Genomic DNA, 12,178 nt, shown 5'->3' on the forward strand with positions numbered 1-12,178 from the left:
CATGCTGCCATCGATAGACTGGACCCGTCCCTGGTTTGCCACGGTGCTGCCGGCACGACGGCAGCTGGACCTGCAGCGCAACACGGTAATCGTCGCGCTGAACGGCCGGGCGCGGGCGCTGGACTTGCGCAATCCCACCGGCTTGCCGCTGGCCTTCGTGCCGCAAGCGGACTTGCCCGAAGGCGTGGCCTACGAGGAGTTCATCGGCGCGACGGGCGGCGTGCCCACGCGCGACAATCTGCACGATTTTTTCAACGCGCTCGTGTGGCTCACTTTCCCACGTATCAAGCGGCAATTGAACGCGCTGCAGGCGGCGCAGATCGCCCTGTCCGGCGTCGGCAAATCGCGCGGTCCGGCGCGCGACGGCGCGACGATTTTCGATGAGAATTCCGCCTTGCTGGTGCTGCGCGACAGCGATGCCGGACGCGCGCTGGAAACGGCGCTGCGCGGGCACGACTGGCGCAGCGCGTTCATTGCGCAACGCGAGAAATTTGGCGCGGGTGGCGACGCCGAAGTCTGGCTGTTCGGCCACGCGCTGATGGAAAAACTGGTGGCGCCGCGCAAGGCCATCACGGCGCACACGCGCGTGATTTTTGCCGGCGACGCCTACTTCGCACTCGATGATGCGGCACGCCGCGCCTGGCTCGACGAGCGGGTGGCGCAAGACCTGGCCAGCGATGGCTTGACGACAGCCGATTTCACACCGCTACCCGTGCTGGGTTTACCCGGCTGGTGCGAGGGCCAGGACGACGATTTTTACAATGACGCGGCGGTGTTCCGCCCCAAGCGCAAGGCAGCTGGCGCAGAAAGAGATCAATAGCATGGAAAACACCGTCCGCTGGGGCATCCTCGGTACCGGCAAGATCGCCCGCGCGATGGCCCATGGCTTGCGTGACGCGCCCGCTGCGCAACTGGTGGCGGTCGCTTCGCGCAGCGCCGCCGGCGCGCAGGCCTTTGGCGCCGAATTCGGCATCGAACGCTGCCACGGCTCCTACCAGGCGCTGGCTGACGATCCTGGCGTGGACGTGATCTACATCGCCACGCCGCACACGCTGCATGCGGAAAACGCCTTGCTGTGCCTGGCCGCCGGCAAGCATGTCGTGTGCGAAAAGCCGTTCACCATGAACGCGCGCGAAGCGCAGGCCGTGGTCGATATGGCACGCGACAAAAAGCTGTTTTTGATGGAAGCCATGTGGAGCCGCTTCCTGCCCGCCGTGCAGGAAGCGCGGCGCATCATCGCCAGCGGCGAAATCGGCGTGCTGCGGCAAGTGCAGGCCGATATCGGCTTTGTCGCCAATTTCCCGCCCGAACACCGCATGTTCAATCCTGAGCTGGGCGGCGGCGCGCTGCTCGACGTGGGCATCTATCCGCTGTCGATGGCGGCCTTCTTCCTCGGTCCCGTATCGCAAGTGCAGGCGCTCGCTGAAATGGGTGCCACCGGCGTCGATGAGCAGGTGGTGTTTTCCTTGCTGCACGCGGGTGGCGGCACCTCGTCCTGCGCCTGCAGCCTGCGCGCGCAGACGCCCACGGAAATGACCATTTCCGGCAGCCTGGGACGCATCCGCCTGCCCAACCGTTTTTACAAGCCCGATCACCTGATCGTCGAAGCGATGGATGGCGCGCGCCGCGTCGTCGCCGTGCCGCACCTGGGCAATGGCTACGCGCACGAGGCCATCGAAGCGATGCGCTGCATCCGCGCCGGCCTGCTGGAAAGTCCCGTCATGCCGCACGCGGACAGCGTGGCGCTGATGCACAACCTTGACACCATGCGTGGCCAGATCGGCCTCGTCTACCAAGCCGACCGGGCGTGAACAGGAACCCCATGACATTGCACTCTTCCCGTCCCAGCCTGAAAACCGTCCTCATCGCCAGCGGCGTCGTGCTGACCCTGGCGATGGGCGTGCGCCATGGGCTGGGCTTCTGGATGCAGCCGATCTCGCAAGCGAATGGCTGGACGCGCGAAACGTATTCGCTGGCGCTGGCCATGCAAAACCTGATGTGGGGCGTCTTCGGTCCGTTCGCCGGCATGGCGGCCGACCGTTTCGGCACCATGCGCGTCGTCATCGTCGGCGCCATCAGCTACATGGCGGGCCTGGTGTGGATGGCGCTCGTGACGCAACCCGTCCTGTTCATCGCCGGTTCCGGTATCTTCATCGGCCTGGCGCTGGCCTGCACGGCCTTCGGCGCCATCAGCGGCATCATCGGCCGCAGCGCGCCGCCCGAGCAGCGCTCGTGGGCCTTCGGCATCTCGTCGGCGGCCGGCTCGTTCGGCCAGTTCCTGATGATGCCGGTGGAGCAGCAGCTGATTTCCGCCGTGGGCTGGCAAAACGCCTTTTATGTGCTGGCCGCACTGGTACTGCTGGCCATGATCCCGATGGCTTTTTATTTGCGCGAGCCACCCGTCTCGCACGCCGGCGGCCCGCAGCAAAGCGTCGGCGCCGCCTTCAGCGAAGCCATCGCCAGCCGCTCGTTCTGGCTGCTGCTGGCAGGGTATTTTGTCTGCGGTTTCCAGCTGGTCTTCATCGGCGTGCATCTGCCGGCCTACCTGAAGGACCAGGGACTGATGAATCCGAACATCGCCGTCACGGCGCTGGCGCTGATCGGCCTGTTCAACATCGTCGGCTCTTACTACGCGGGCAAACTCGGTGGCAAGATCGCCAAGCGCTACCTGCTGTCGGCCATCTACGTGACGCGCGCCGTGGTCATCACCGTGTTCCTGCTGGCGCCATTGTCGGCGTGGTCCGTGTATCTGTTTGCCGCCGGCATGGGCGTGCTGTGGCTGTCGACCGTGCCGCTGACGAACGGCATCATCGCCGGTATTTTCGGCGTCAAGCACCTGTCGATGCTGGCCGGGATGGTGTTCTTCTCGCACCAGGTGGGCAGTTTCCTGGGCGCGTGGCTGGGCGGCTATCTGTACGAGCACCAGGGCAGTTACCACATCGTGTGGATGATCACCATCGGCCTGGGCTTGCTGGCCGCGCTGATCAACCTGCCCATCGACGAGCGCGCCGTCAAGCGCACGGCGGTGGCGGCATAATGGGGCGCTGGCGCACATGGCTGTGGCGTCTGACTGGCGCCGTGCTGCTGGCCATCGTCTTCCTGGCCTATCTGCGCCCCGACTTCATGCTCGACCTGGCGAACCGCTTCTGGATGTGCATGTAGGCTGCGCGGGCGCAAGGTAGTTTGCGAAAAGTCGGATTACGCTGGAAGTCGGATTACGCCAGAAGTCGGATTACGCTACGCTAATCCGACCTACCCGACCTGCCGTCAGCGTATTTGCGTAGGTCGGATTAGGCCGCAGGCCGTAATCCGACAACACCGCGAAATAAGCAATATCGACGGCGCTTAGGCCGCAGGCCGTAATCCGACAACACCGGGAAATAAGCAATATCGAGGGCGCTTAGGCCGCAGGCCATAATCCGACAACACCGGGAAATAAGCAATATCGATGGCGCTCAGGCCGCAGGCCGTAATCCGACAACACCCGAAATCATGCGATACCGACGCGCATTCCAGCCAGGCGGCAGCTTTTTCTTTACGGTGGTGACTGCCCGTCGCCGGCCCGTTTTTGCTACCGCCACTGCCGTGGATGTGCTGCGGGATGCTTTCCGCGCCGTGCGCCAGAAACGGCCATTCGACATCGAGGCCATTGTCATCCTGCCCGATCACCTGCATTGCATCTGGACCTTACCTGCAGGCGATGCCGATTTCATGACGCGCTGGAGGCTGATCAAGACGTGGTTCAGCAAGCATGCAGAATTGAAAGACGTTTGGCAGCATCGTTACTGGGAGCATGTGCTACGCGACGAGCGCGACTTGATAAAGCATGTCGATTACATCCATTACAACCCCGTCAAGCATGACTTGGTGAGTAAAGTCATCGATTGGCCGTATTCCAGTTTTCACCGGTATGTAAAGCACGGCTTGTGTGCAGAGGATTGGGGTGGGGGTGGTGCGGCGATGGACGGTGTAGGGCGGTAGTGAATGTTGTCGGATTGCGCCAGAAGTCGGATTAGCGCGCAGCGCGTAATCCGACTACACCTTCAAAAACTCTTCCTTGCCACCCAGCCAGCGCGCCAGATGCGCTTCCACGGTGGCCGCCGCCGCCGCGGTGGTGGTGTGCAGCAGATCGTGCGCCACGTCGCGAGCCTGATCGACTAACCATTGATCCGTTTCCAGGTCGGCGAAGCGCAGCATGGCCTGGCCGGACTGGCGCGCGCCGAGGAATTCCCCGGGGCCGCGGATTTCCAGGTCGCGGCGGGCGATTTCAAAACCGTCCGTCGTTTCGCGCATGGTCATCAAACGCTGGCGCGCCACGCCGCCCAGCGGGCCTTGATACAGCAGCAGGCAGGCGCTGGCCGCCGTGCCGCGTCCCACGCGGCCGCGCAACTGGTGCAGCTGCGACAAACCAAAACGCTCGGCGTGCTCGATCACCATCAGCGAGGCGTTTGGCACGTCGACGCCCACCTCGATGACGGTGGTGGCCACCAGCACGTGGATCTGGCCGGCGATGAAGGCATCCATCACTTCCTGCTTTTCCGCCGCTTTCAAGCGGCCGTGCACGAGGCCTACCTGCAGCGCGGGCAGGGCATCGGCGAGCATCATGCAGGTGTCGGTGGCCGTCTGCAGCTGCAGCGCTTCCGATTCCTCGATCAGCGGACAGACCCAGTACACTTGCCGGCCTTCCAGCGCGGCCGCATACACGCGGGCGATGACCTCGTCGCGCCGGTTCTGGTCGATGGCGCGCGTGACGATGGGGCTGCGTCCGGGCGGCAGCTCGTCGATCACCGACACTTCCAGGTCGGCGTAATACGTCATGGCCAGGGTGCGCGGGATCGGCGTGGCCGACATCATCAGCTGGTGCGGCACGGCCGCGCTGTCGCCCTTGTTGCGCAGGGTCAGGCGCTGACCCACGCCGAAGCGGTGCTGCTCGTCGACGATCACCAGGCCCAGTTTGGCAAACAGCACATTGTCCTGGATCAGCGCGTGCGTGCCGATCACCAGCTGCGCTTCGCCCGATTCGATCAGGGCCAGCGCCGCCGTCTTTTCCTTTTTCTTCAGGCTGCCCGTCAGCCAGGCCACCTTCACGCCCAGCGGCTCCATCCAGGCGGCGATCTTGCGGAAGTGCTGCTCGGCCAGGATCTCCGTGGGCGCCATCAGCGCGGCCTGGTAGCCGCTGTCGATCGCCTGCGTGGCGGACAACGCCGCCACCACCGTCTTGCCGCTGCCGACGTCGCCCTGCAGCAGGCGCTGCATCGGATACGGCTGGCGCAGGTCGGCGCGGATTTCCTCGAGCACGCGCGCCTGTGCGCCCGTCAGCTTGAAGGGCAGGGCGGCGCCGAAGGCGTCCGATAAAGTGCCGACGATGGGCAGGGACGCCGCGCCTTTCGAGCGGCGCGCGCGCTGGGCGCGTTTCAGCGACAGCTGCTGCGCCAGAAGCTCATCGAATTTCATGCGCACCCAGGCCGGGTGCGAGCGGTCCATCAGCGCGCTTTCATCGATGTCCTGCGGCGGATAGTGCAGCAGGTGCACGGCGGCGCGGAACGGCGACAGCTGCATCTGGCGCAACAGCTCGTCAGGCAAGGTGTCGTGCCAGTCGATGCGGCGCATGGCGTCGGCGATTTCGCGCCGCAGCACGTGCTGCGACAAGCCTTCGCCGGACGGATACACGGGTGTCAGCGCCGTGGGCAGCGGCGCGCCCTCGTTGACCACTTTATACGTCGGGTGCACCATCTCGGCGCCGAAAAAGCCGTGTTTGAGTTCGGCGCGCGCGCGTACCCGCGTGCCTTCGGCCAGTTGCTTGACCTGGCTGCCGTAGAAATTCATGAAACGCAGCAGCAAATTGCCCGTTTCGTCGGCAATCGTCACCAGCAATTGCTTGCGCGGCTTGAAATTGACTTCGCATTTGGTGACGACGCCTTCCACTTGCCACGACTCGCCGCCGCGCAGGCAGGCGTCGCGTATCGTGTAGACCTTGGTCTCATCCTCGTAGCGCATCGGCAAGTGCAGCACCAGGTCCATATCCGTGCGCAGGCCCAGTTTGGCCAGCCGGCTTTCCGTGCTGACCACCTTTTTGACGGCTTTCGGCTTCGCGGCGGGCTTGGCTGTGGGAGGAAGATCGGGCTTGGGATCGGACATATGCAAGGTTTTGGTGCCGCTAGCGTAAAATAGAGGGTTGTCCGGCACACCCTGTGCGTACCGCAGTCGTAATTTGTTGCGGCGGATTATTGTAATGCCTGTATAGGCGCACAGTATAGTGCCAGATGTTCCATTGCGCACTCCTAATCATTTTTGACGTACTTTTGAAGCAAAACGCATGTATTCGCTTTCCGATTTCGATTTTAATTTGCCGCAAGAAAACATTGCGCAAACTCCGTTGGCCCAGCGCAGCGCCTCGCGCCTGTTGCATCTGGACGGCGACGCCCTGGTCGACCGCAGCTTTGCCGACATCGTCGGGCTGTTGCAGGTGGGCGACCTGCTGGTGATGAACGATACCCGCGTGCTGAAAGCGCGCTTCTTTGGCGTCAAGGAAAGCGGCGGCAAGATCGAGGCGCTGGTCGAGCGCGTACTCGATGACCGCACCGTGCTGGCCCAGGTGCGCGCCTCGAAGTCGCCGCCGCCCGGTTGCCGCATCCGCCTGGCCGACGCCTTCGATGTCACGGTCGGCCAGCGCGCCGGCGAATTCTTTACCTTGCATTTCGATGCCGACGTGTTCGAGCTGATCGAGGCGCATGGCCGTTTGCCGCTGCCGCCCTACATCGAGCACGATGCGGACGAATTTGACGAAACGCGCTATCAGACGGTGTTCAACAAGGTGCCGGGCGCCGTCGCCGCGCCGACGGCGGGCCTGCATTTCGACCAGGCCCTGCTCGATCAATTGAAGGCCAAGGGCGTCAATTTTGCCTATGTGACCCTGCACGTGGGCGCCGGCACCTTCCAGCCCGTGCGCACGGAAGTACTGGCCGAACACAAGATGCATACCGAGTGGTACACCATGCCGCAGGAGACCGTCGACGCCGTGCGCGCCGCCCAACTTGCCGGGCGCGACGTGGTCGCTGTCGGCACGACCAGCTTGCGCGCGCTGGAATCGGCCTCGCAAAGCGGCCAGCTGGTGGCGGGCAGCGCCGATACGGCCCTGTTCATCACGCCCGGCTATGCGTTTAAAACGGTGACGCGGCTGATCACCAACTTCCATTTGCCGAAGTCGACCCTGCTGATGCTGGTGTCGGCCTTTGCCGGCTATGAGCCGATCCGCAACGCCTACGCGCATGCGATCGCGCAGAACTACCGTTTCTTCAGCTATGGCGATGCGATGCTGCTGACTACGCAATCGCGCGCTGCGCTGAACCTTGATACCCCCGTGAAAGACTGACCATGCTGGAATTTACATTACTCAAGACCGACACGAGCGGCCTGACCAAGGCACGCCGCGGCACCTTGAAACTCAACCACGGCGTCGTGCAGACGCCGATCTTCATGCCAGTGGGCACTTACGGCACCGTGAAAGCCATGTCGCCGCTGGAACTCAACGAGATCGATGCGCAGATCATCCTGGGCAACACCTTTCACTTGTGGTTGCGTCCTGGTAACACCGTCATGGAGAAATTCGGCGGTTTGCACGGTTTCATGGGCTGGAACAAGCCGATTTTGACCGATTCGGGCGGCTTCCAGGTGTTTTCGCTGGGCGCCATGCGCAAGATCACGGAAGAGGGCGTGCATTTCAATTCGCCCATCAACGGCGATAAACTGTTCCTCTCGCCGGAAGTGTCGATGCAGGTGCAGCGCGTCTTGAATTCCGACATCGTCATGCAGTTCGACGAATGCACGCCGTACGAAATCGAAGGCCGCCCGGCCACCATCGAGGAAGCGGCCAAGTCGATGCGCATGTCCTTGCGCTGGGCGCAGCGCTCGAAGGACGAGTTCCACCGCGGCGAAAACCCGAACGCGCTGTTCGGCATCGTGCAGGGCGGCATGTTCGAAATGCTGCGCGACGAGTCGCTGGCCAAGCTCGAAGAGATCGATTTCCCCGGCATCGCCATCGGCGGCCTGTCCGTCGGCGAGCCGAAGGAAGACATGATGCGCATGCTGGCCCACGTGGGCCCGCGCCTGCCGGCCAACAAGCCGCATTACCTGATGGGCGTGGGCACGCCGGAAGACCTGGTGGCCGGCGTGTCGAACGGCATCGACATGTTCGATTGCGTCATGCCGACGCGTAACGCCCGCAACGGCTGGCTGTTTACCCGTTTTGGCGACATCAAGATCAAGAACGCCAAGTACAAGGAAGACCAGGCGCCACTCGACGAGACCTGCAGCTGCTACGCCTGCCGCAACTTTTCGCGCGCCTACCTGCACCATTTGCACCGTTCCAAGGAAATCCTCGGCGCGCGCCTGAACACCATCCACAACCTGCATTACTACCTGGACTTGATGCGCCAGATGCGTGAAGCGCTGGACGAAGACCGTTTCCACGCGTTTACGCTGCAATTCCATGCGGAACGCGCACGCGGAACTTAAGAAAAGCTTAGCTTGAGCCCTGGCGGCGGCAGGGCCGGAAGTTTTGTGTATTGGTGCTTGGACTGGGGCGATAAAGCATTGCATAATGCCTTTTTAGCCCCACTTAAAGTTGCCATGCCTGCAATTCGGGTTATGACGTATAGCCAATGCTAGAATACAGCGCTATTTTTTCAAACTGATTAGAACTGGAGTCACCGTGTTTTTCATTTCCAACGCTTATGCGCAAGCCCCAACCGACGCCCTCGGCTTCGGCGGCAACCTGACCAGCTTCCTGCCGCTGGTATTGATGTTCGTGGTCATGTATTTCCTGATGATCCGTCCACAGCAAAAACGCGCCAAAGAACAACGGGCGATGATGGACGCGCTGGCCAAGGGGGACGAAGTCGTCACCGCTGGCGGCATGCTGGGCCGTGTTGTCAAGGTAGTGGACGCTTACGTCACCATCGAAGTGGCGACCGGCACCGAAGTCACGGTGCAAAAGAGCTCCATCACCACCTTGCTGCCTAAAGGCACCCTGAAGGCGCTGTAATTCCTCGCTGTCATTGCCTCGGCAATGATGCCCCGGGGCGGCTACCCGCCGCCCCTCGCGACGCCTCCGACGCTCAACACTGAACGCTGAATCACTATGAATCGCTATCCTGCCTGGAAATACATCATCATCGTCGTCGCCTTATTGCTGGGCGCACTCTATACGGCGCCCAATTATTTCGGTGAATCACCGGCGCTGCAAGTAACCAGCGGCAAGTCGACTGTCAAAGTGACGGCCGAGCTGATGACGCAAGTCGCGGAAATATTGACGAAAGAAAACGTCAAGTCGGAAGGTGTCACCATGGATGGCGCTGGCAACCTCGCCTCCGTGCGCGTGCGTTTCGCCGATCCCGATACCCAGTTCAAGGCAAAACTGGTGCTGGAAAAGGACCTGAATACGGATGCCAGCGACCCTGCGTACATCGTGACGGTCAACCTGCAAGCCAATACGCCGATGTGGATGCAAAAATTGCATGCCTTGCCCATGTACCTGGGCCTGGATTTGCGCGGTGGCGTGCACTTCCTGATGCAGGTCGATGCGAAAGCCGTACTGAACAAGAAAATCCAGGGCGTCCAGTCCGCCGCGCGTAGCGTGCTGCGCGACAAGAATATCCGTCACGCCGGCATCGAGCGCGTGGGCGACAGCGTGCAGATCAACTTCCGCGACGCGGAAACGCGCCTGAAGGCCAAGAATGTGCTGTCCGACCAGATGTCGGAACTGGCTTTCGCCGATGCGGGCGAAGGCAGCGATTTGAAACTGAACATCACCCTGAAACCGGCGGCCCTGAAAGCGACCATCGACGAAGGCGTGAAACAGAATATCTCCACCCTGTCCAAGCGCGTCAATGAGCTGGGCGTGTCCGAGCCGCTGATCCAGCAGCAAGGTCCTGACCGTATCGTGGTGCAGCTGCCTGGCGTGCAGGACGTGGCTCGCGCGAAAGCCATCATCGGCCGCACGGCCACGCTGGAAGTGCGCCTGGTCGACGAAGGCATCGTGCCTGGCACCGAACTGTCGAGCGCCATCCCGTTCAACTCGGAATTGTTTACGGTTGGCAAAGGCGTGCCTGTCGTGCTGTCGAAAGACGTGATCCTGACGGGCGACTATATCTCCAGCGCCACGGCCAGCTTCGACCAGAACCAGCAAGCGGCCGTGTCGATCGACCTGAACGGCGACGGCGGCCGCAAGATGCGCGAAGCGACGCGCGAACGCGTGGGCAAGCGCATGGCCATCGTGCTGTTTGAAAAGGGCAAGCCGGAAGTGTTGTCGGTGGCGACCATCCAGCAGGAACTCGGTTCGCGCTTCCAGATCACCGGCATGGGCGGCGCGGAAAACGCGAATGAACTGGCGCTGCTGCTGCGCTCGGGCGCCTTGTCCGCACCGATGACGGTCATCGAGGAACGCACGATCGGACCGCAACTGGGCGCGGAAAACATCGCCAAGGGCTTCCACTCGACCCTGTATGGCTTCATCGCCATCGCCATCTTCATGATCGCCTACTACATGCTGTTCGGCGCCTTCAGCGTGCTGGCCCTGGCCACCAACCTGCTGCTGCTGGTCGGCCTGCTGTCGATGATCCAGGTGACGCTGACCTTGCCAGGTATCGCCGCGATCGCGCTGGCGCTGGGCATGGCGATTGACGCCAACGTGCTGATCAATGAACGTATCCGTGAAGAGTTGCGTGCCGGCAGTACGCCACAAGCGGCGATCTCCGCCGGCTTCGACCGTGCATGGGCCACGATTCTCGACTCGAACGTGACCACCCTGATCGTCGGCCTGGCGTTGCTGGCCTTCGGCAGCGGTCCCGTGCGCGGCTTTGCCGTTGTGCATTGCCTGGGCATCCTGACGTCGATGTTCTCCTCCGTGTTCGTGTCGCGCGGCGTGGTCAACCTCTGGTATGGCCGCAAGAAAAAGCTGACGACCTTGTCGATCGGCACGGTGTGGGTGCCGGGCACGAGCAAATAAGCGGCGGCCCCGACTCACCCAATAGCGACAACAGCGATCGCGTCCGGTGGCACAACCGCCGGGCGCACAGAATAGAACTCAGAGGATTTCATGGAATTTTTCCGGATCAAAAAAGATATTCCCTTCATGCGCCATGCGTTGATTTTCAACGTCATTTCGGCCGTGACCTTCCTTGCCGCCGTCTTCTTCCTGTTCCACAAGGGCTTGCACCTGTCCGTGGAATTCAAGGGCGGCACCGTGCTGGAGGTGAAGTACCCGAAAGCGGCCAACCTTGAAGGCATACGCGGCACCCTGATCGGCATGGGCTACGAAGAACCTGGCGTGACCAGCTTCGATACGGCGCGCGACGTGATGATCCGCCTGCCGGTGGAAAAGGGCGTGACTGCCGCGAATACCTCGCAGCGCGTGTTCGAAACCCTGTGCAAGGTCGAGCAAGGCACGACCAAGGGCATCGATACCGTCACCGATAAAGGCGAGCATGTGATCAAGAGCGCCTGCCTGGACGCCGCCGGCAACGAAGCGCTGGTGCTGCAGAAAGTCGAATTCGTCGGCCCGCAAGTGGGCGACGAATTGACGCAGAACGGTCTGAACGCGCTGGTGGTGGTGATCCTGGGCGTGATGGCTTACCTGGCCGTGCGCTTCGAGTGGAAATACGCCGTGTCGGCGATTATCGCCAACTTGCATGACGTGGTGATCATCCTGGGCTTCTTCGCTTTCTTCCAGTGGGAATTCTCGCTGACGGTGCTGGCGGCGATCCTGGCGGTGCTGGGCTACTCGGTCAACGAATCGGTGGTGATCTTTGACCGTATCCGCGAAAACTTCCGCAAGCAGCGCAAGGCGACCGTGCATGAAGTGATCGACAGCGCGATCACCAGCACCATTTCGCGTACCATCATCACCCACGGTTCGACCCAGATGATGGTGCTGTCGATGCTGGTCTTCGGCGGCCAGACCCTGCACCATTTCGCACTGGCGCTGACCATCGGTATCTGCTTCGGTATTTACTCGTCCGTGTTCGTCGCGGCCTCGATCGCCATGTGGCTGGGCGTCAAGCGCGAAGACTTGATCAAGCCGGTCAAGGAAAAAGACGAAACCGACGGCGCCGTGGTGTAAGCGCAGGGCTTTTTGCAGCTTGAATGAAGAACGATCACCGTTTGCGGTGGTCGTTTTTTT

11 protein-coding genes are annotated in these 12,178 nt (G+C 62.1%); 10 read left to right on the forward strand and 1 reads right to left on the reverse strand.

What is annotated here, in order from left to right:
* Position 1 precedes the first annotated feature (1 nt).
* The 5 genes from KY494_RS19470 to KY494_RS19485 all read left to right on the forward strand — a co-directional run bounded on the left by KY494_RS19470 (position 2) and on the right by KY494_RS19485 (position 3,981).
* Positions 2–820 (forward strand): DUF3025 domain-containing protein, encoded by an 819-nt coding sequence (locus KY494_RS19470; RefSeq protein ID WP_219887903.1) that lies wholly within the window; start codon positions 2–4, stop codon positions 818–820.
* 1 nt (position 821) lies between these two features.
* On the forward strand, positions 822–1,811 hold the full coding sequence (locus KY494_RS19475; RefSeq protein WP_219887904.1) for a Gfo/Idh/MocA family protein: 990 nt from the start codon (positions 822–824) through the stop codon (positions 1,809–1,811).
* Positions 1,812–1,822: 11 nt separating this feature from the next.
* On the forward strand, positions 1,823–3,037 hold the full coding sequence (locus KY494_RS19480) for an MFS transporter (RefSeq protein ID WP_219887905.1): 1,215 nt from the start codon (positions 1,823–1,825) through the stop codon (positions 3,035–3,037).
* On the forward strand, positions 3,037–3,162 hold the full coding sequence (locus KY494_RS29830) for a hypothetical protein (protein WP_258194334.1): 126 nt from the start codon (positions 3,037–3,039) through the stop codon (positions 3,160–3,162). The genes KY494_RS19480 and KY494_RS29830 overlap by 1 nt, the downstream gene beginning before the upstream one ends.
* Before the next feature lie 330 nt (positions 3,163–3,492).
* Positions 3,493–3,981: a transposase gene (locus KY494_RS19485; RefSeq protein ID WP_258194335.1), complete on the forward strand. Its 489-nt coding sequence runs from the start codon at positions 3,493–3,495 to the stop codon at positions 3,979–3,981.
* 54 nt (positions 3,982–4,035) lie between these two features.
* Here KY494_RS19485 and recG read toward each other — a convergent pair whose 3' ends face one another.
* Positions 4,036–6,138, reverse strand: a complete 2,103-nt coding sequence (recG, locus tag KY494_RS19490; RefSeq protein ID WP_219887906.1) for an ATP-dependent DNA helicase RecG — start codon at positions 6,136–6,138, stop codon at positions 4,036–4,038.
* A 178-nt stretch (positions 6,139–6,316) separates the two neighbouring features.
* Between recG and queA the strand changes: the two genes are divergently transcribed.
* From queA to secF, 5 genes are all read left to right on the forward strand, one after another.
* On the forward strand, positions 6,317–7,372 hold the full coding sequence (gene queA / locus KY494_RS19495) for a tRNA preQ1(34) S-adenosylmethionine ribosyltransferase-isomerase QueA (RefSeq protein WP_219887907.1): 1,056 nt from the start codon (positions 6,317–6,319) through the stop codon (positions 7,370–7,372).
* A gap of 2 nt (positions 7,373–7,374) precedes the next feature.
* Positions 7,375–8,514, forward strand: coding sequence for a tRNA guanosine(34) transglycosylase Tgt (gene tgt, locus KY494_RS19500; protein WP_071075171.1), 1,140 nt, complete (start codon positions 7,375–7,377; stop codon positions 8,512–8,514).
* A 196-nt stretch (positions 8,515–8,710) separates the two neighbouring features.
* On the forward strand, positions 8,711–9,043 hold the full coding sequence (yajC, locus tag KY494_RS19505) for a preprotein translocase subunit YajC (protein ID WP_096238151.1): 333 nt from the start codon (positions 8,711–8,713) through the stop codon (positions 9,041–9,043).
* A gap of 96 nt (positions 9,044–9,139) precedes the next feature.
* Entirely contained in the window at positions 9,140–11,005 is a 1,866-nt protein-coding gene (secD, locus tag KY494_RS19510; RefSeq protein WP_219887908.1) for a protein translocase subunit SecD, read from the forward strand.
* A 90-nt stretch (positions 11,006–11,095) separates the two neighbouring features.
* A complete protein-coding gene (gene secF / locus KY494_RS19515; RefSeq protein WP_219887909.1) occupies positions 11,096–12,118 on the forward strand; it encodes a protein translocase subunit SecF in 1,023 nt (340 codons plus the stop codon).
* Positions 12,119–12,178 lie beyond the last annotated feature (60 nt).

Origin of the sequence: Janthinobacterium sp. PAMC25594 (genome assembly GCF_019443505.1) — a bacterium.
Classification (GTDB): Bacteria; Pseudomonadota; Gammaproteobacteria; order Burkholderiales; family Burkholderiaceae_D; genus Janthinobacterium.

What these genes read in the sequence shown, in the direction of transcription:
- KY494_RS19470 (WP_219887903.1), top strand. Translation starts at nt 2, where the DNA reads ATGCTGCCATCGATAGACTGGACCCGTCCCTGGTTTGCCACGGTGCTG.
- KY494_RS19475 (WP_219887904.1), top strand. Translation starts at nt 822, where the DNA reads ATGGAAAACACCGTCCGCTGGGGCATCCTCGGTACCGGCAAGATCGCC.
- KY494_RS19480 (WP_219887905.1), top strand. Translation starts at nt 1,823, where the DNA reads ATGACATTGCACTCTTCCCGTCCCAGCCTGAAAACCGTCCTCATCGCC.
- KY494_RS29830 (WP_258194334.1), top strand. Translation starts at nt 3,037, where the DNA reads ATGGGGCGCTGGCGCACATGGCTGTGGCGTCTGACTGGCGCCGTGCTG.
- KY494_RS19485 (WP_258194335.1), top strand. Translation starts at nt 3,493, where the DNA reads ATGCGATACCGACGCGCATTCCAGCCAGGCGGCAGCTTTTTCTTTACG.
- recG (WP_219887906.1), bottom strand. Translation starts at nt 6,138, where the DNA reads ATGTCCGATCCCAAGCCCGATCTTCCTCCCACAGCCAAGCCCGCCGCG.
- queA (WP_219887907.1), top strand. Translation starts at nt 6,317, where the DNA reads ATGTATTCGCTTTCCGATTTCGATTTTAATTTGCCGCAAGAAAACATT.
- tgt (WP_071075171.1), top strand. Translation starts at nt 7,375, where the DNA reads ATGCTGGAATTTACATTACTCAAGACCGACACGAGCGGCCTGACCAAG.
- secD (WP_219887908.1), top strand. Translation starts at nt 9,140, where the DNA reads ATGAATCGCTATCCTGCCTGGAAATACATCATCATCGTCGTCGCCTTA.
- secF (WP_219887909.1), top strand. Translation starts at nt 11,096, where the DNA reads ATGGAATTTTTCCGGATCAAAAAAGATATTCCCTTCATGCGCCATGCG.